General features: G+C 69.4%; 3 protein-coding genes. All 3 read left to right on the forward strand.

Annotated features, from left to right (window positions below; translation table 11 throughout):
• The first annotated feature begins 6 nt into the window (after nt 1–6).
• From CFB43_RS36445 to CFB43_RS36455, 3 genes are read left to right on the forward strand one after another with little or no spacing between them, the layout of a single operon-like run.
• Nucleotides 7–4,422: a beta-ketoacyl synthase N-terminal-like domain-containing protein gene (locus tag CFB43_RS36445; RefSeq protein WP_089498884.1), complete on the forward strand. Its 4,416-nt coding sequence runs from the start codon at nt 7–9 to the stop codon at nt 4,420–4,422.
• The gene (locus CFB43_RS36450) at nt 4,419–7,742 is read left to right on the forward strand and encodes a bifunctional LLM class flavin-dependent oxidoreductase/SDR family oxidoreductase (RefSeq protein WP_089498885.1); all 3,324 of its coding nucleotides are present in this window, start codon (nt 4,419–4,421) and stop codon (nt 7,740–7,742) included. The genes CFB43_RS36445 and CFB43_RS36450 overlap by 4 nt, the downstream gene beginning before the upstream one ends.
• Nucleotides 7,739–21,160, forward strand: a complete 13,422-nt coding sequence (locus CFB43_RS36455) for a hybrid non-ribosomal peptide synthetase/type I polyketide synthase (RefSeq protein WP_089498886.1) — start codon at nt 7,739–7,741, stop codon at nt 21,158–21,160. Before CFB43_RS36450 ends, CFB43_RS36455 begins: the two co-directional genes overlap by 4 nt.
• Nucleotides 21,161–21,165: the final 5 nt, after the last annotated feature.

Genomic DNA, 21,165 nt, shown 5'->3' on the forward strand with positions numbered 1-21,165 from the left:
TTGAGCATGCTTCCCGATACAAAATTCAGGACTGTTACAGAAATTCTGTTGTTTCGCGGCAAGGTCGAACCGGAGAAGACCGCATTCATTTTTCTCGAGAACGGCGAAGCGGAACTGACCCGGCTCACGTTCGGCGACCTCGACAAGCGGGCGCGCGGCATCGCCGCCAGGCTGCAGGACATCGCACAACCGGGCGATCGCGTCCTGCTGGTTTATCCGCCCGGTCTGGAATTCATCTGCGCGTGGGTGGGATGCCTGTACGCCGGCCTGATCGGCGTACCGGCGTATCCACCGCGCAGGCACCGCCCCGCCGATCGTCTCAAGGCCATCGTCGCCGACGCCGGGCCGGTCGTCGCGCTGACCGATGCGGCCACGCTCGACGGCATCGCGCATCACGCGGACGGCTATTCCGACACGCTGGAACTGAAGATCCTCGCGACGGACCAGCGCTTCGACGCACCGGCCGAACACTGGCGCGCACCGGACATCACGCCGCAGACGCTGGCGCTTCTGCAATACACGTCAGGTTCCACCGGTACGCCGAAGGGCGTGATGATCAGTCATGCGAACATCCTGAGCAACATGGCGGTCATCGCCGAGGCGAGCGATGCCGATGCGTCGACGGTGTTCGTCAGCTGGCTCCCGGTGTTTCACGACATGGGGTTCTTCGGGAAGGTGCTGCTGCCGATCTATCTCGGCGTGCTGTCGGTGCTGATGGCGCCCGCGGCGTTCGTGCAGAAGCCCATCCGCTGGCTGCAGGCCATCACGAAGTATCGCGGCACGCATTGCGCCGCGCCGGATTTCGCGTATGACCTGTGCGCGCGCAAAGTCTCCGATGAAGCGCGCGCGCAACTCGATCTGAGCAGCTGGCGGGTGGCATTCAACGGCGCGGAACCGGTGCGCGCGGAGTCGGTGGCGCGGTTTTCGCGCGCCTTCGCCGCATGCGGCTTCCACGCGCACACCATGCGCCCGGTCTACGGGATGGCCGAGGCGACGTTGTTCATCTCCGGTCAGCCGGCACGCTCGCTGCCGCGCGTGGCGGACTACGACGCCGACGGCCTCGGACGAGGCGTGGCGACGAGAAGCGACTCCGGCAAGCGCCACGCGCTGGTCTCATGCGGTCGGACCTGGGCGGAGCACCGCCTGCGGATCGTGAATCCGGATACCGGTGAGCGCTGCGCGCCCGGCCGGATCGGCGAGATCTGGCTGACGGGCCCGAGCGTCGGCGTCGGCTACTGGAACCGTATCGAGGAAACTGAACGCACCTTCCGCGCGAAGCTGGATGGCGACGACGCGCGTTACCTGCGCACGGGCGATCTCGGTTTCGTTGATGGCGAGGACCTGTTCGTCACCGGCCGTTTGAAAGACCTGATCATCGTCGCCGGCCGCAATCACTACCCGCAGGATCTCGAACAAACCGCGGAGGGAAGCCACCCCGCGCTGGCGCCGAACGCATCGGCGGCTTTCTCGATCAACGTGGATAACGTGGAGCGGATCGTCGTCGCCTGTGAAGTGCGCCGGGAAGCGCTCAACACGCTGGACGCGGAAGCCGTAGCCGCGGAGATCCGGCGCACGCTCGCCGAAGTGCATGACGTCGATCTGTATGCGGCTGTCCTGTTGAAGCCCGCCACGATCCTGCGCACGTCCAGCGGCAAAATCCAGCGGAGCCGGATCAGGCAGGCATTCATCGATGAACAGGGGCTCGCGATCGCGGGCGAGTGGCGGCGTGCGTTCTCCGCGCCGCCGGCCGCCCCGCAGACGGCCACGCCACGCGACACGCAAGCGCTGGTGCAATGGTGCGTCGAGCGTGTCTCGCGTCTGTCGGGAATCGATGCCGGCAAGATCGACCCCAATGCGCCGTTCAGCATCCACGGGCTCGATTCGAAGGACGCCATCCAGCTCTCGGGCGAGTTGCAGGACTGGCTCGGGCGGCCGGTTTCCCCGACCGTCGTCTACGATTTTCCGAGTATTTCACTGCTGGCGCGCCATTTGAGCGGCACCGGGAACGCCATGCCGAACCAGGCGCCCAGCCCGGCCGCGGCACGCGCGGATATCGCGATCGTCGGCATGGGATGCCGTTTCCCCGGCGCCGGCAATCCCGACGCATTCTGGCAGCTGCTGCTGGAGGGCCGGGACGCGGTCGGCGCGTCGACGCAGCGCGGCGCCGACCTTCCGCCCGCCGGACTGCTGGAACAGGTCGATCAGTTCGATGCGGCATTCTTCGGCATCAGCGCCCGCGAAGCCGAATCGATGGATCCGCAACAGCGTCTGCTGCTGGAGGTGGCCTGGGAGACGCTCGAGCATGCGGGGGTCGCACCCGGCAGTCTCGCCGGCGGCCGCACCGCGGTCATCGTCGGCATCAGCAATTCGGACTACATCCGGCTGGCGCAGGACGAAGTCGCGGACGTCGGCCCTTACGTCGCGACGGGCAATGCGCTCAGCGTCGCCGCCAACCGCATTTCCTATGCGCTCGATTTGCGCGGCCCGAGCTGGGCGGTCGATACCGCGTGTTCGTCGTCGCTCGTCGCCGTGCATCAGGCGTGCCGCGCGCTGCAGCGCGGCGAGTCCGATGCGGCGCTGGCCGGCGGGGTCAACCTGATTCTGGCGCCGCAATTGAGCGCCTCTTTCACGCAAGCTGGCATGCTGTCGCCGGATGGTCGATGCAAGGCGTTCGATGCGACAGCGAACGGCTATGTGCGCGGCGAAGGCGTGGGCATGGTGCTGCTCAAGCGGCTCGACGATGCGCTCGCGAACGGCGACACCGTGTTCGCCGTGATCCGCGGCTCCGCGGTGAACCAGGATGGACGCAGCCATGGCCTGACCGCGCCCAATGGCCCGGCCCAACAGGCCGTGATTCACAGTGCGCTGCGCGATGCCGGCGTACGCGCGCAGGACATCGGCTTCGTCGAGGCGCACGGGACGGGCACGCCGCTCGGCGACCCGATCGAATTGAACGCGCTGGCGGCCGTCCTGAACGAATCCCGCCGGCCGGACGAGCACTGCTGGATCGGCTCGGTCAAGACCAACATCGGCCACCTGGAATCGGCGGCGGGCATCGCCAGCCTGATCAAGACCGCCCTTGCGCTACACCATCGCGCCATTCCGCCGAACCTCCATTTCCGGTCGATCAATCCGCAAATCGCGCTCGACGGCTCGCCCTTCCGCATGCCGCAGCAGGTCACGCCGTGGCATTCGGAACACGGGCCGCGCGTGGCCGGCATCAGTTCGTTCGGCTTCGGCGGCACCAACGCGCACCTGATCCTGTCCGAAGCGCCCCGGCCCGCGGAGATCGAAGCCGACCCGGCAACGCCCGAGGCGCGCGTCGTGACGCTCTCCGCGCGCACGCCGGAAGCGTTGCACGCGCTGGCCGCGTCCTATGCGGCCTACCTCGACGCCCATCCCGAGGCCCGTGTTCGGGATGTCGCATTCTCGGTCAATACCGGGCGCACTCACTTCACGCGGCGCGCGGCCATCGTCGCATCGAGTCTCGATTCGTTGCGTTCGCAACTTGGCGCCGTTTCGTCCGGCGAGCCTGCGGAAACACCGCCTGCGGTGACATTCCACTTTTGCGCCGACGACGGCGGCAGCGCCGACGCGGTTCGGCAATTGCGCTCGGCCTGCCCCGCTTTCGGTGCGCTGATGCAGCGGCAATCCGAGGCGCCCGGGCTCGCCCCCGCCGAAGCCGGGTTCGCGGCGTTCCAGCGCGCGCTCGCGCAACTGTGGATGTCGTTCGGCATCACGCCGGACGCCGTCAGCAGCACCGGCGACGGGCATCGCGCCGCAGCCTCGTGGGCGGACGTGCCGCAGACGCCGGACGGCGGTGCGGCGGGAAACCACGTCGTGATCGACATCGGCGCGCACACGGCCGCGTGGGACGCGATCCTGCACACGCTCGCCGCGCTGTACGTACGCGGCGCGTCGATTAACTGGGATGCCGTGGAGCAGGGCGCACCGCACCGCCGGCTCGCCTTGCCGACCTACCCGTTCGAGCGTCGCGGCTTCTGGATCACGCCACGTGCGCCCCGGCATCCGTTGCTCGGGCGCCTCATGGAGCAGCACGCGCATGCGCCGGCCACGTGGATCTGGCAATCGCGTCTCGATGCGCCGGCCACCACCTTTCTCGACGGTCATCGCGTCAAGGGCTCGCCCGTCTTGCCCTATTCGGCCTTCGTGGAAATGGCGCTGTCGGCCACGTCGGAAATCGGTGCTGCCGGCCATACGACGTTGAAGGATCTCGCGCTGCATGCGCCGTTGCCGCTGCATCCGCATGCATCGCGCACCGTGCAGACCGTGCTGAGCCGCCGGTCCTGGGGACCGTTTTCGTTTGCCGTCTATCACCGGATCGACGACACCCGCGCCGCCGCGACATGGCAGATGTGCGCGAGTGCCGAAATTCACGAATCGGATCGGAGCCACGCATGAAATTCGGCCTGATGTTCTTCGCCAGCAGTGAAGAGGCGTTGTCCGGCAACAAGTACCAGCTCGTGATGGAAAGCGCGCGTTTCGCCGATGCGAACGGGTTCTCCAGCGTCTGGGTGCCGGAGCGCCATTTCACCGAATTCGGCTCGCTGTACCCGAATCCCGCCGTCCTGCACGCCGCGCTCGCGGCGGCCACCCAACGCGTGAAGCTGGTCGCGGGCAGCGTGGTCGCCGCGCTGCACAACCCGATCCGGATCGCGGAAGAATGGTCGATGGTGGACAACCTGTCGAACGGCCGCGTGGGCGTGTCGTTCGCGTCCGGATGGAATCCTGACGACTTCGTGTTCGCCCCGGACAAATATGCGAGCCGGCAGGACGACATGCTGGCGACGATACGCACGGTCCAGCATCTTTGGCGCGGCGGCATGCTGGATGCGACGAACGGCGTCGGCAAGCCGGTGCAGTTGCGCATCTATCCGACGCCGGTGCAGCCGGAGCTGCCCGTGTGGGTGACCGCCGCGAGCAATCCGCAGACGTTCGTGCGCGCCGGCGAAGCGGGCGCCAACCTGCTGACCCACGTGCTCGACCAGGATCGCGACCAGCTCGCGCACAAGATCGCCCTCTACCGCGACGCGCGCGCGAAGCACGGCTTCGATCCGGCGGCCGGCACCGTGTCCGTGATGCTGCACACGTTCGTCGGCGACGATGCGGCGCAGGCGCGCGAACAGGCGCGTGTGCCGTTCTGCAACTACATCCGCAGCAATATCGGGCTGTTGAACGGGCTGGCGCAGAGTCGCGGCCAGTCGGTCGACGTGCGCGCGATGGGCGCACGCGAACTGGACGAGTTCGTCGAGTTTCTCTATGAACGCTTCGCGCAATCGCGCGGGCTCATCGGCACGCCGGAAACCTGCGTCGGCTTGGTGCGGGATCTCGCGTCGATCGGCGTGGACGAAGTGGCCTGCCTGCTCGATTTCGGTCCGCCGGTCGAGCGGATCCTCGGCAATCTTCCGCAGTTGCGCCGACTGCGGGAGATGTGCGCTCCGAGGCAAGCCGCCGCGCCGATGCGATTCGATGCCGCCCAGGTGCAGGCTCGCTGCCCGGACACGACGTCGGGCGCGGACTTCAACGGCGAAATCCGGCAGCACGGCGTGCAGATCGACGGCGTGTTCGACGCGATCCGGCAGATCTGGCGCACGACCGGCGAGGCGCTGGGGAAAATCAGCCTGCCGGCCGACGCGCTGGCGTCGTCGCCCTATCAGATCCACCCCGCCTTTCTCGACGCGTGCAGCCGCGTGCTCGCCGCCGCCATCGACCCGGACGCGCTGGAGGCCGGCGACCTGTACCTGCCCAGTTCGATCGGTGCGGTGCGGATTCATCAGCCGCCGTCGTCGGCCGACGCATGGAGTCACGCCACGCTGCGCAAGCCGGTCGGGCACGGTGCGCTGGAGGGCGACATCCGCGTCCATGACCTCGCCGGGCGACTGCTGATCGAGATCGATGCGCTGCGGTTGCAGCAGGTGCGCGCGGGCCGCGCCGCCGAGCGGCACGACTTCGCCGCGCTGCTTTATCAACGCGTCTGGAGACCGTCGAACGTCGACGCGGCCACCGGCGGTTCGGCGCACGGCGAATGGCTGATTCTCGCGGACCGTGGCGGCGTGGGCGCGCAACTGTCGGCGCTGCTGGAAAGCGCAGGCGATACGTGCACGCTGCGCTTCGCCGACGCGACGCCGGACCTGCCCGCGCCCGATCGCCCGCTGAAGGGCGTCATCCACCTGTGGAGTCTCGATCTCGCGCCCGCCGACATCGCGGCGAGGCGGCGTGCCAGCGCGAGCGTGCTGCACCTGGTCAGGGCGCTTGCGTCACGCGCGCCGTCGGCCCGGCAGGCGCGTCTGTGGCTGGTGACGTCGGGCGCGATGAATGTTCTGGATGGCGAATCGATCGCGGTGGCGCAGGCCCCGCTATGGGGATTGGGTCGGGCGATCGCGGTCGAGCATGCGGCGCTGTGGGGCGGGCTCGTCGACCTCGATCCCGCGCAGCCGTCGGCAGCGCACATCGTGCAAGCGGTACAGGCGGGCGGCCGGGAAGACCTGATCGCGTTTCGCCGCGACCAGCGCTACGTCGCGCGCATCGCCCGCGACAATCGCGAATTCGTCAGCCACCGGCCGATCCGGTTCCACGATGACGCGACGTATCTCGTGACCGGCGGGCTCGGCGGGCTCGGCCTGCGGCTCGCGTCCTGGCTCGCCGACCACGGCGCCGGGAAAATCGCGCTGCTGGGGCGCGGCGAACCATCCGCCGCGCACGAGAAAATCCTGCGCACGCTCGACGCGCGGTTCATTCGCGCCGACCTGTCGCGTCGCGAGGACGTCGAGCAGGCGCTCGGTGAAATCGCGCAGTCGATGCCGCCGCTCAAAGGGGTCTTTCACCTCGCCGGCGCGCTCGACGATGCGCTGCTGATACGCCAGGACGACGACCTCTTCCATCGCGCCGGCAGCGGCAAGGCCGACGGCGCCTGGTATCTGCACGAGCTGACGGCCGGCTTGCCGCTCGACCATTTCGTGCTGTTCTCGTCGATGGCCGCGCTGATCACCATGCCGGGCCAAGGCAACTACGCGGCGGCGAACAGCTTCCTCGACGCCCTCGCACAGCATCGGCGCGCACAGGGGCAACCGGGGCTCAGCGTCAATTGGGGGCCGTGGGCGGAGATCGGCCACGCCGCCACCGACTACGGACGCCGCGCGCACGAACAACTCGGCGCGCTCGGCGTCGGCACGCTGCCGCCCGAGCTGGCCATCGCGACGCTGGAACGGCTGATGGCGTCCGGCGTCGCCCAGTCCGGGGTCGCGCAAATCGACTGGCCGACCCTATTCCGGGTCGATGCGCCGGCTGCCGGGTCCGCGCTGTTTTCCGAGCTGGCGCAACCGGCCGCGCAGCCCGTGCAGCAGGACACGGCGTTGCTGCGCCAGCTGCATGCATGCGCGCCGCGCGAGCGGGTCGAGCGCGTCACCGGCACGCTCGCGGCGATGCTCGCCGAGACCTTGCGTCTGTCCGGCCCCGATGCCATCGCGCCCGAGCAATCGCTGCTCGATCTCGGCCTGGATTCGCTGGTCGCGCTCGAACTGACCGATCGCCTCACCAAGGTGTTCGGCAGGCCGTTTCGCGCGACGCTGTTCTTTTCCTATCCGAACCTGCGGGCGCTCGCCCAGTACGTGCTCAACGAACTGTCGCCGTCGCTCCCCGCGCCGGTCGTCGACGAAGCATCCGACGACCTCGACGAGGACGACCTTTCCGAACTGATCGCCCAGGAGATCGGCGCCCAATGAACGCCAAGGCCACGCATGCACTGAAAGCCGCGCTCGACGAATTGCGCCTGCGGCGCGCGGAAATCGCGGCGCTGCGTTCGGACCGCAACGAGCCGATCGCCGTCATCGGCATGGCTTGCCGCTTCCCCGGCCGCAGCGATACGCCGGACGCGTTCTGGCAACTGCTCGACGGCGCGCGCGATGCCGTCACCGAAGTGCCGGGCGAACGCTGGGACATCGATCGCTACTACGACCCCGATCCGTCCGCGCCCGGCAAGATGGCGACCCGCCACGGCGCCTTTCTCGAACGCGTGGATCAATTCGATGCGGCGTTCTTCGGGATCGCGCCGCGCGAAGCGACCTACCTCGATCCGCAACAACGGCTCCTGCTCGAAGTGGCGTGGGAGGCGCTCGAGAACGCCCATCTCGCGCCCGAGCGCTTCCGCCAGTCCGCCACGGGCGTGTATGTCGGCATCACCTGCTTCGACCACGCGATCCAAGTGTCCAACGCGGCGATGCCGTCGAGCAGCTACGCGGGCACGGGCAGCGCGCTGAACATGGCCGCGGGCCGGCTGTCGTTCGTGCTGGGCCTCACCGGCCCGAGCATGGCGATCGACACCGCCTGCTCGTCGTCGCTGGTGTGCCTGCACCTGGCCTGCGAAAGCCTGCGCTCGCGCGAAACCGGCATGGCGCTCGCGGGCGGCGTCAACCTGATGCTGTCGCCCGAGGTCATGGTCAGTTTCTCGCAGGCGCGCATGCTGTCGCCGGACGGCCGCTGCAAGACCTTCGACGCGGCGGCGGACGGCTACGTGCGCGGCGAAGGATGCGGCATGGTGGTGCTCAAGCGCCTCGCCGACGCGCTCGCCGACGGCGACCGGGTGCTCGGCATCGTGCGCGGCACGGCGGTCGACCAGGGCGGCGCGGGCGGCGGGCTGACCGTGCCGAGCCGCGATTCGCAGGAACGGGTGATCCGCCGCGCACTGAACCAGGCCGGTGTCGCGCCCGGCGACGTCTCCTATGTCGAGGCCCACGGTACCGGGACGTCCCTCGGCGACCCGATCGAGGTCGAAGCGCTGGCCGGCGTCTACGGCGCCGGGCGCGCGGCGGACGAGCCGCTCGTGATCGGTTCGGTCAAGACCAATATCGGGCATCTGGAGTCGGCTTCCGGCATCGCTGGCCTGATCAAGGTCCTGCTGTCGTTCGAGCACGACCGGATTCCGGCGCACCTGCATTTCACCCGACCCAATCCGCATACGCCGTGGCAAGAGATCCCGATCCGCGTCGCGGCCGATCCGGTCGCGTGGCAGCGCGGGGAACGCAGGCGCATCGCCGGGGTGAGCGCGTTCGGATTCAGCGGCACCAATGCCCACGCGATCGTCGAGGAGCCGCCCGTCGCGCCGGCACACGCCGCGCAGCGCGCGCTGCTGCTGCTGTCGGCACGATCCGAAGCGGCGCTGGCGGCGCTCGTGCAGCGCTACGAGCGCGCGATCGACGGCGCGACGCCGCAGGAGCTGGCCGCCATCTGCCGCGCAGCCGCCACCGGACGGAGTCACTATCCGTTTCGCGCGGCCTATGTAGCGGGCGTGAGGGCAGCGTCGGGGGCAGCGGCGCGCTCGGGCAAGGCGTTGCGCGTGGGCTTCGGGTTCGGTGCGGCGGACACCGGCGCCGCACGCGCGCTCCACGCGTCGGAACCGCTGTTCCGCGATGCGTTCGAGCGTTGCGCGCTGCCGCTGGAGGCAATCGATACCGACGCGGGCCGCTTCGCGATCCAGTTCGCGTGGGCGGAACTGTGGAAGGGCTGGGGCATCCGCCCGGCCGTCGTGTCGGGCCACGGTATCGGCGAATATGTCGCGGCCTGCGTGGCGGGCGTCTTGAGCGTGGCCGACGCGCTGCGCGTCGTGGCCGCCCGTTCGGATGCCGAAGCGTTGCGCACTGTGCTTCAGGACATCTCGCTCGCACGGCCGTCGGTCCGCCTGATTTCCGGCTGTCTCGGTGCCGAAGTGACCGACGAGGTGACACACCCGCAGTACTGGTTGCAACTGGCCGGCGCATCGGATCAAGCCGACGCGCCGCACCCGCCGGAAGGGCTCGCCGACGACTGGCTGCCGCCGCCCTGCGCGGGCGATGCACTGGAACACGCACTCGCGGCGCTGTACGTGCAGGGCGCGCAGTTCGACTGGCGCGCGCTGTTCCCGGCGCCCGCCCAGCCCGCCACGACGCTGCCGAACTACCCGTTCGAGCGGCAGCGCTTCAGCCTGGAGAAGATCCCGTCGCCCGTCGTCGGCATGGATGCGGGCAGCATCGACGCCGCGGTGCGGCACCTCAAGTCGTCCGGCAAGTACCCCGAGGACCTGCTGAATGCGTTTCCTGACCTGCTCAGGACGGCATTCGCCTCCGCCGAAACCACCGCGTCGAACGAAAGCCCGCTCTATCACGTGGTGTGGGAGCCGCAGGCCGCGTTGCCGGCGGCACCGGTCGCCGCCGACGCGTCCCCGTGGCTGATCTTCGCGGACGCGAGCGGTGCCGGCGAGCGACTTGCGGCGCTGCTGCGCGCGCACGGCGCAGCCTGCTCGCTGGTGCGCCCCGGCCCCGCCTTTGTCGCCGACGCGGAAGCGGGCTGGCAGGTCGCGCCCGAGCGGCCGGACGACTTCGTCCGCCTGCTGAACGAGACCGCCGCCCCCGGCCAGCGCATCGTCTTTCTTTGGGCGCTGGACGAAGCCGTCGGCGAGACGCGCATGTCCATGGCGCTGCTGCATCTCGTGCATGCGGTGGTCGGCGGCGAGCGCGAGTGGACGCCGTCGACCCGCCCCAGGATCTCGGTAATCACGCGCGACGCGGTGGAAGCCGGCGCAGCGCCGCAGGTATCCGGGCTCGCGCAGGCTGCGCTGTCGGGCCTGGCTCGCGGGGCGATGATCGAGCATCCGGAATGGTTCGGCACCGCGATCGATCTCGACCCGGCCGCGCCGGAAGACGAGACGCAGGCGCTGCTCCACGAGCTGCTCGGCGAGAGCCGCGAGGAACAGGTGGCATTGCGGCACGGCGCGCGCCATGCCGCGCGCCTGAGCCCGCTCGCGCCAGCCGAAACCGCCGCGCTGCCGGTCGACCCGGACGCGGCCTACCTGATCACCGGCGGGTTCGGCGCACTCGGGCTGCACACCGCCCGGTGGCTGGCGGCGCGCGGCGCACGCACGCTGATCCTGGTCGGCCGGCAAGGGGCCGCGAGCGACGAGAGCCAGCGGGCGATCGCCGAACTGCGCGAGCGGAACGTCACGCTGCGCTGCGAGCGCGTCGATATCGCCGACCCCGCGGCGGTCGCCGCTTTCTTCGCCGCGCTCCGGCGCGACGGCGTGCCGCTGCGGGGCATCGTGCACGCGGCCGGCGTCGTCGGCTACAAGCCGATCATGCAGGTCGGGCGCGACGAACTGGACGCGGTGCTGCAACCGAAGGTCGCCGGCGCGTGGCTGCTCCATCAGCATAGCGGGCACTTCCCGCTCGATTTCTTCATCCTGTTTTCGTCGATCGCGTCCGCGTGGGGTTCGCGCGAGCAGGCGCACTACAGCGCCGCGAACCGCTTCCTTGATGCGCTCGCGCATCATCGTCGCAGCCAGGGCCTGCCGGCGCTGAGCGTGAACTGGGGGCCGTGGGCGGATGGCGGCATGACGTTCCCCGAGGCGGAAGCGCTGCTGCGGCGGGTCGGCATCCGGTCGCTGGCGGCGGATCGCGCGCTCGACGTGCTGAATCGGCTCCCCGCCGTGCCCCAGGTCGGCGTCGTCGATATCGACCTGGCGTTGTTCCAGGGCTCCTACGAGGCGCGCGGACCCAGGCCGTTCCTCGACCGCGTACGGGTGGCTCAAAGCCCGTCAAGCGCGCCTGCGATGCCGGCGTTGAGCGACGCATCGCCGCGCGAGCGCAAGCGCCTGCTGGCGGACAGCATCGATCGCGCGGTGGCCCAGGTGCTCGGCTACGGCGCGGGGACGCTGGATCGCGATCTCGGCTTCTTCGAGATGGGCATGGATTCGCTGATGGCGCTCGACGTGCGCACGCAGCTCGAAAATGCGCTGGGCATCCCGTTGTCGGTCGCGCTGTTGTTCGATCATCCGACGGTCAACGCCCTCGCGGATTTCCTGGCGGAGCAGGCGTCCGGCACGGCGGCGGACGCGCATGCGGCGCCGGCACAGGCCGTGCCACCGCAGCAGCAGCCGCAACCGATCGCGCCGGCCATCGAGTCCCGCGACGCCGGCACGCCGGAGCCGATCGCGATCGTCGGCATGAGTTGCCGGTTTCCGGGCGCCGCGCACGATCTCGACGCCTACTGGAACTTGCTGAACGACGGGGTGGATGCGATCTCCGAAGTGCCGCGCGAGCGCTGGGATGTCGACGCGTACTACGATCCCGATCCTGAAAAGCCGGGGCGCATGTATTGCCGCTTCGGCGGTTTTCTCGACGACGTCGACCAGTTCGATCCGGCGTTCTTCCGCATCACGCCGCGCGAAGCGAACGCGATGGACCCTCAGCAGCGCCTGTTGCTCGAAGTCAGTCACGAAGCGCTGGAGCATGCCGGCATTCCGGTCGACAGTCTCAAGGGCAGCCGCACCGGCGTGTTCGTCGGCATCACCACCAACGATTACGCGAACCTGCAGCTTCGCAACGGCGGCGGCAGCGGCATCGACGGCTATTTCTTCACCGGCAATCCGCTGAACACGGCGGCCGGCCGCATCTCCTACGGACTGGGCCTGCAAGGGCCGAGCATGGCGATCGATACCGCGTGCTCGTCGTCGCTCACCGCGATCCATACCGCCAGCCAGAACCTGCGCAGCGGCGAGTGCGATCTCGCCATCGCGGGCGGCGTCAACCTGATCCTGTCGCCGGACAACTCCATCGCCGTCTCGCGCACGCGGGCGCTGGCGCCGGACGGCCGCTGCAAGACCTTCGACGCGTCCGCGGACGGCTTCGTGCGCAGCGAAGGCTGCGGCGCGCTGGTGCTCAGGCGCCTGTCCGACGCGCTCGCCGCCGGCGATCGCGTGCTGGCCGTGCTGCGGGGTTCGGCCGTCAACCACGACGGCGCGTCGAGCGGCTTTACCGCGCCGAACGGACGGGCGCAGGAAGCCGTGATCCGCCAGGCGCTGGGCGGGCTGCCCGCCGCGTCCATCGATTACGTGGAAGCGCACGGCACCGGCACCCCGCTGGGCGATCCGGTCGAGTTGCAGGCGCTGGCGACGGTATTCGGCGCGGGCCGCGACGCGAGCCGGCGGCTGCGCGTCGGCTCGGTGAAAACCAACATCGGCCACACGGAATCCGCCGCCGGCATCGCGGGCGTCATCAAGGTCGTGCTGTCGCTGAACCACGACCGCCTGCCCGCCCACCTGCATTTCCGCGAGCCGAGCCCGCTGGTGCAGTGGGACACGCTGCCCCTCGAGATCTGCGCCGAGGCGAGCGCGTGGCCGCGCGGCGAGCGGCCACGGCGAGCCGGCGTCAGCGCGTTCGGCGCGAGCGGCACCAATGCCCATCTGGTGCTCGAAGAAGCGCCCGCGCCGGCGCGGCAGGCAACGCCGTCGACGCACAAGGTGCATCCGCTGGTGCTGTCGGCCAAGACCCCTGCGGCGTTGCGCGAGCTTGCCGGGCGCTATCAGCGGCGGCTCGAAGCCGAACCCGGTCTCGACATCGCGGCGGTGGCCTTTTCGGCGGCGACCGGCCGCTCGCATTTCGCGCATCGGCTGGCGTGGCCGGTGACGTCGCTCGACGACGCCCTCGACAAGCTGCGCGCCTTCCACGCGAAGGAACCCGCCGGCACGACGCAGCCCGCGCCCCGCGTGAAGATGGCCTTCCTGTTCACCGGCCAGGGTTCGCAATACGCCGGCATGGGCCGCCGCCTGTACGACGCGTATCCGGTGTTCCGCGACGCCATCGACCGCTGCCGCGCGGTGGCCGATGCGCTGCTCGACAAGCCGTTGCTCGAGGTGCTGTCGGCCCCGGGCGAGGACATCCACCAGACCGGCTACAGCCAGCCGGCCCTGTTCTCGCTGCAGTACGCGCTCACCACGTTGCTGGCGTCGTTCGGCGTGGTGCCCGACGCGGTGATGGGCCACAGCGTCGGCGAGTACGCGGCGGCGTGCGCGGCCGGCGTCTTCTCGCCGGAAGACGGCCTGCGGCTGATCGCCGAACGCGGCCGGCTGATGCAGGCGTTGCCCCGCGACGGCGAGATGGCGGCGATTTTCACCGACCTCGCCACCGTCGAGCGCGCGATCGAAGCGTGGCCGCACGAGGTCGCGGTAGCGGCCGTCAACGGCCCGGCGAGCATCGTGATCTCCGGCAAGCGCGAACGCATCGCGATGCTGGTCGACGCGTTCGCCGCGCAAGACATCCGGTCCGTGCCGCTCAATACGTCGCACGCGTTTCACTCGCCGCTGCTCGAGCCGATGCTGGACCGCTTCCAGGCCGCGGCGAAAGCCGTGCCCGTCGCCCGTCCGGCGATCCCGTTCTATTCGAATCTCACGGGCGCCGTGATGGACGACGCGCCCACCGACCTGTACTGGCGCCGGCACTGCCGGGAGCCGGTGCAGTTCGCGCGCAGCGTCGAGCGCCTCGCCGAAGCCGGTTTCAACGTGCTGGTCGAAATCGGCCCCAAGCCGGTGCTCGTCAACCTGGCCCGCGCGTGCTGTGCGCCGGACGCCGGGATCCAGTTCCTTGCCCTGCAGCGGCCGCAAGTCGAGCAGCAAGCGCTGATCGAAACGCTGTCGAGCCTGTATGCCCGCGGCGTCGAGGTCGACTGGGCCCCGACCGAAACACCCGCGCCCGCGCGTATCGCATTGCCGTCCTATCCCTTCCAACGCAGCCGTACCTGGTTCCAGAAAGCGGACACGTCCATGACTCAGACAAGCGCATCACCCCTCGCCGCAGCACCGACGCACCATCGCAGCGGCGAGGTGCTCGAATGGCTTCGCGGCAAGATCGGCGAATTGATCCAGGCCGATCCCGACACCATCAACATCGAACTGCCCTTCCTGGAGATGGGCGCCGACTCGATCGTGCTGATCGAGGCCATCCGGCACATCGAGGCGGAGTACGGCGTGAAGCTGGCCATGCGCCGCTTCTTCGAAGACCTGGCGACGGTGCAGGCGCTCGCCGAGTATGTCGCGGACCACCTGCCGGCGGCCGCTACGTCGACCGCGGCCGAGTCCGTGGCCGTGGCAGAGCCGTCCACGGCGGCGGTCGCGGACGCGGCCGCACCGTCCGCGCAGGCGCTTGCGCCGCTCGCCGCCGCCCCGGTGGAATGGGTAGCGGCCGAAGGCGGCTCCACGGTCGAGCGCGTGTTGCGGGAGCAGAATCAGCTGCTGTCCCATGTGATGAGCCAGCAGATGGAACTGCTGCGCACGTCGTTGACCGGCCAGGCCGGCGTCCGGCCGGCGACGGTCGCCGCGCAAGCCGTCGCGAGCACGGCGAGCGTTGCACCCAAAGCGACGATCGCAGCCCCGGCCGCCGCGCCCGCGGCGAAGCCCGCGCCTGCCGCCGCCGCGGCGCCCGCGGCCGACAATGCGCCGCCCAAGCCGATGATGCCGTGGGGCAGCCCGGTCCAGCAGCGGGCGCGCGGCTTGTCCGCCGCGCAGCAGGAGCATCTCGAGGCGCTGATCGTGCGCTACACGACGCGCACCCGGAAATCGAAGGACTCGGTGCAGGCGTCGCGCCCGGTGCTGGCCGACAGCCGCGCCACGGTCGGCTTCCGCTTTTCGACCAAGGAGATGCTGTATCCGATCGTCGGCGATCGCGCGGCCGGTTCGCGGCTGTGGGACATCGACGGCAACGAGTACATCGATTTCACGATGGGCTTCGGCGTGCATCTGTTCGGCCACACGCCGGATTTCATCCAGCACCAGGTCACCCGCGAATGGCAGCGCCCGCTCGAACTGGGCGCGCGCTCCAGCCTCGTCGGCGAAGTGGCCGCGCGCTTTGCCCGCGTGACCGGCCTCGATCGCGTGGCGTTCTCGAACACCGGCACCGAGGCCGTCATGACCGCGATGCGGCTCGCGCGTGCCGTGACCGGGCGCGACAAGATCGTGATGTTCACGCATTCGTATCACGGCCATGCCGACGGCACGCTCGCCGCGGCGAACGCGGACGGCGTGACGGAAACCATCGCCCCCGGCGTGCCGTTCGGCTCGGTCGAGAACATGATCCTGCTCGACTACGGTAGCGACGCCGCGCTCGAGGCCATTCGCGGGATGGCGTCGACGCTCGCCGCCGTGATGGTGGAGCCGGTGCAGAGCCGCAACCCGTCGCTGCAGCCCGTCGCATTCCTGAAGGAACTGCGCCGCATCACCGAGGAGGCCGGCGTCGCGCTGATCTTCGACGAAATGATCACCGGCTTCCGCGTCCATCCGGGCGGCTCGCAAGCGATGTTCGGGATCAGGGCCGATCTCGCGACGTACGGCAAGATCATCGGCGGCGGCTTGCCGCTGGGTGTGATCGCCGGCACCAGCCGCTTCATGGATGCGATCGACGGCGGCATGTGGACCTACGGCGACCACTCGTTCCCTGCCGCGGACCGCACCGCGTTCGGCGGCACCTTCTGCCAGTATCCGCTCGCGATGGCGGCCGCACTGGCCGTGCTGGAGAAGATCGAACAGGAAGGCCCGGCGCTGCAGGCCGCGCTCAACGAACGCACCGCGCAGATCGCCGGCACGTTGAATGCGTTCTTCGCGGAAGCCGAGGCGCCGATCAAGGTCACGTGGTTCGGCTCGATGTTCCGCTTCGAATTCACCGAGAACCTCGACCTGTTCTTCTATCACATGCTCGAAAAGGGCATCTACATCTGGGAATGGCGCACCTGTTTCCTGTCCACCGCGCATACGGACGAGGATATCGACCGCTTCATCCGCGCGGTGAAGGACAGCGTCGCCGACCTGCGCCGGGGCGGCTTCATCCGGCCGCACTCGAAACACGGCACGGTGGCCGCGCTGAGCGAAGCGCAACGCCAGCTGTGGGTGCTGTCGGAAATCGATCCCGAAGGGTCGCTCGCGTACAACGTCAACACCACGCTCGAACTGAACGGCCGGCTCGACGAAGCCACGATGCGCGCGGCCGTCCAGAGTCTGGTCGATCGGCACGAGGCGCTGCGCACCACGGTGATGGCGGACGGGTCGGGCCAGATCGTGCATCCGTCGCTGACACTCGAGATCCCGCTGATCGACACGGAGCAGGACGCATGGCGGGAGCAGGAAAGCCGCCAGCCGTTCGATCTCGTGAACGGCCCGCTCTTTCGGGCCGCGCTCGTGCGCCTGGGCAGCGAGCGTCACCTGCTGGTGATGACGGCCCATCACATCATCTGTGACGGCTCGACGTTCGGGGTCCTGCTCGAGGACCTGGCCCGCGCGTATGCCGGTGCGGCGCCGGCCGACGCGCCGCTGCAGTTTCGCGCGTACCTGAAGCAGCTCGACGGCCAGCGCCACAGCCCCGAAATGAAGGCGAATCGCGAGTACTGGCTGGCGCAATGCGCGTACCAGGCGGCCCCGCTGAATCTCCCGGTGGACTACCCGCGGCCCGCGGTGAAGACGTTTCACGGCGGGCGCGTGTCGCTGCATCTGGACGCGGCGGCGGCCGCGACGCTGCGCACCGCGGCCCGTCAGAACGGCTGCACGCTCTACATGGTGCTGCTCGCGGGCTTCAATCTGTTCCTGCACCGCGTCGCCGGCCAGCAAGCGATCGTCACCGGCATCCCGGTGACCGGCCGCTCCGTGGCCGGCAGCGACCGCCTCGCCGGCTACTGCACGCATCTGCTGCCGCTGCGCTCGACGCTGCCGGAGCAGGCCACCGTGGGCAGCTTCCTGGCCGGCACCCGGCAGAACCTGCTCGACGCGCTCGAGCACCAGGACTATCCGTTCGCCGAGCTGGTACGCGAAATCGGCGCACAGCGCGATCTCAACGCCGCGCCGCTGGTATCGGCGGTCTTCAACCTCGAACCCGTGTCGGCGCTGCCCGAACTGCCCGGCCTGACGGTCGGCCTCGTGGCGCCGCTGATCCGCCATACCGCGTTCGACCTGAACGTCAACGTGCTCGACGCGGGGCAGGCACTCCTGATCGATTGCGACTACAACACCGATCTGTTCGACGCGAGCACGGTGCAGCGTTTCCTCGACATCTACCGGACCCTGCTGACGCATCTCGCGGACGATGCGTCGGCCGCCGTTGCCAAGCTGCCGTTGACGAGCGATGCGGAGCGGAACCGGGTGACCGTCGAGTGGAACCGCACCGACACGGATTTCGGTGAAGCCGCCGCGCAACCGCTGCATCGCCTGTTCGAACAGCAGGTCGAGCGCACGCCCGATGCCGTCGCCGCCGTCTTCGATGACCAGACGCTCACCTACGCCGAACTCAACCTGCGCGCCAACCGCCTCGCCCACCACCTCGTCGCGCTCGGCGTCGGCCCCGATGCACTCGTCGGCGTCGCGATGGAGCGCTCCCTCGACATGAGCGTCGCATTGCTCGCGATCCTCAAGGCCGGCGGCGCTTACGTCCCCGTCGACCCCGACTACCCCGCCGAGCGCGTGCGCTTCATGATCGACCACGCGCAGTTGCGCTGGCTCCTCACCCAGCAGCATCTGCGCGACGCGCTGCCCGAGACCGACGCACACGTGATCGTCGTCGATAGCGACTCGCTCGACCTCGATGCCGCGGCGACGTCCAACCCCGCGCCCGCGCTCAACGGCGACCACCTCGCCTACATGATCTACACGTCCGGCTCGACCGGCCGGCCCAAGGGCGCGCTCAACACCCATCGCGCGATCACCAACCGCATCCTGTGGATGCAACACGCCTACGCGCTCGACGCTGACGATACGGTGCTGCAGAAGACCCCGTTCAGCTTCGACGTCTCGGTCTGGGAACTCTTCTGGCCGCTCGTCACCGGCGCGCGCCTCGTGTTCGCCCGCCCCGGCGGCCAGCGCGAGACCGATTACCTGGTCGACCTCATCGAGCGCGAACGCATCACCACGCTCCATTTCGTGCCGTCGATGCTGCGTGCGTTCCTCGACCATCCCGACCTCGACGCGCACTGCGCATCGCTGCGCCGCGTCGTGTGCAGCGGCGAGGCGTTGCCCCACGACCTGCAGCAGCGTTGCCTGGAGCGCCTGGACGTCAAGCTGTACAACCTCTACGGCCCGACCGAGGCCGCCGTCGACGTGACCGCGTGGGAATGCCGGCGCGACGATCCGCACCGCATCGTCCCGATCGGCCGGCCGATCGCCAACACCCGCCTCTACATCGTCGATGCGCAGATGCAGCCCACGCCGATCGGCGTGCCCGGAGAATTGCTGATCGGCGGCACACCGGTCGGGCGCGGCTATCACGGCGAACCCGAGCTGAGCGCCGAAAAGTTCATCGCCGACCCGTTCTCCGCCGACCCGCTCGCGCGCCTCTACCGCACCGGCGATCTCGCGCGCTACCGGCCCGACGGCAACATCGAGTTCCTCGGCCGCATCGATCACCAGATCAAGCTGCGCGGCCTGCGCATCGAACCCGGTGAAATCGAGGCGGCGCTGACTTCGCACCCGCTGGTCGATGCCGCCGTCGTGGCGCTGCGCGGCGTGGACGACGGCGCGAGACTGGTCGCATGGCTGTGCTCGTCGCACCCCGAAGCCGAACTGGTCGACGCGGTGCGTGGCCACCTGCGGCAGCGGCTGCCCGATTACATGGTGCCCGCCGCGTTCGTCGTCGTGAGCGCGTTCGAGCAGTTGCCCAACGGCAAGCTCGATCGCGCCAGACTGCCCGAACCCCGCGACGGCCTGGACTACGTGGCGCCCGTCAACGCGCTCGAAGCGCAGTTGACGGCCATCTGGCAGGAAGTGCTCGGCCACGCGCGGATCAGCACGACCGCCAATTTCTTCGAGCTGGGCGGCAATTCGCTGCTGGCGACGAAGGTCGTCGCGCGCATCCGTCGCGACCTGCATGCGAAGCTGGAAATCCGCAGCCTGTTCGCACTCCCCACCATTTCGAGCCTCGCGAAGCGCATCGCCGATACGCAGCCGATCGACTACGCGCCGGTGACGCCGCTGCCGGCGCAGGCAAGCTACGCACTCTCCCCGGCCCAGACGCGGCTGTGGGTGCAGGATCGCCTCCATGCGGCGCAAGCCGGCGGCCCGCTGCCCACGTCGCTGCTGTTCGAGGGCGTGCTGGACGTGGACGCGCTCGTGCGGGCGTTCCGCGCGTTGAGCGAGCGTCACGAGATCCTGCGCACGCGTTTCGTGCTGGAAGACAACCAGCCGGTCCAGCAAGTCCTGCCGCCCGGCGAAGCCGCGTTCCCGGTCGAGGTCGTGGATCTGCAGGAGGCCGAGGACCGCGATGGCCAGGCCGCGTCGATCCAGGCGAGCGAACGGCTCGCGCCGATGGATCTCGCCGCCGGCCCGCTGTTCCGCGTCAAGCTGCTCAGGCTCTCCGAAGTCCGTCACGTCTGCATCTGCACGATGCATCACATCGTGAGCGACGGCTGGTCCACGGAGGTCCTGCTCGACGACCTGTCGGCGCTCTACGACGCATTCGTCCAGCGTCGCGGCGATCCGCTGCCCGCCCTCCCGATCCAGTACAAGGATTACGCCGGCTGGCTGAACCGCCTGCTCGCCGGGCCGGACGGCGCGCGCATGAAGGACTACTGGCTGACCAAGCTGGGCGGCGGCCTGCGCGCGCTGGACCTGCCGGGCGACGTCGCGCAGCCGGCCGCGCCGAGCTGGAAATCCTGGCGTTTCGAGCTGCCCGCCGCCGAGACGACGGCGCTGGAATCGCTCGGCAAGCGCCACGGCGCGACCTTGTTCATCGCGCTGCTGTCCGCGATCAAGGCGCTGTTCTACCGCCGTTCCGGCCAGGAGGACATCGTCGTCGGCACGCCGGTCGCGGGCCGCGAGCTGCCCGAACTCGAGTCGCAGGTCGGCCCCTACCTGAACGTGCTGGCGCTGCGCGATCGCGTCGCGGGCGACGACCGGTTCGACACGCTGCTTGCCCGCGTGCGGGACACCACCCTCGAAGCGTTCTCGCACCCGCTGTATCCGCTGGACCGCCTGCTCGACGCGCTGCACGTCAAACGCGTGGCGGGACGCAATCCGCTCTTCGACATCGGCCTGACGCTGCAGAACCAGCGGCACGGCCCCGTCGATCGCTATGCGGGACAAGTGCATATCGCCGAGCTGCCGGATCACGACCCGCAGGGCGCGGACACCGAAGCCGCGACGGACTTCTGGTTCCTGGCCGAACCGCGCGCCGAGGGCCTCGCGATCCGCGTCGTCTATCACGCGGGGCGGTTCAGCGAGGCGCTGGTGCAAGGCCTCGCCAACGAGCTGACGTCCGTCATCGGCGAAGTACTGGCCAATCCGGGCGTTCGCATCCGGAACCTGACCCTGGGGCAACGCGCGCTGCACGCCGACGCCCGCCAGCCCACCGTCGAACTCAGCGCATTCTAAGGAGC

The sequence above is a fragment of the Burkholderia sp. AU15512 genome, assembly GCF_002223325.1.
GTDB lineage: Bacteria > Pseudomonadota > Gammaproteobacteria > Burkholderiales > Burkholderiaceae > Burkholderia.

Bases quoted from the DNA above. Each gene is read 5' to 3' on its own strand.
- CFB43_RS36445 (WP_089498884.1), top strand. From the start codon at position 7: ATGCTTCCCGATACAAAATTCAGGACTGTTACAGAAATTCTGTTGTTT.
- CFB43_RS36450 (WP_089498885.1), top strand. From the start codon at position 4,419: ATGAAATTCGGCCTGATGTTCTTCGCCAGCAGTGAAGAGGCGTTGTCC.
- CFB43_RS36455 (WP_089498886.1), top strand. From the start codon at position 7,739: ATGAACGCCAAGGCCACGCATGCACTGAAAGCCGCGCTCGACGAATTG.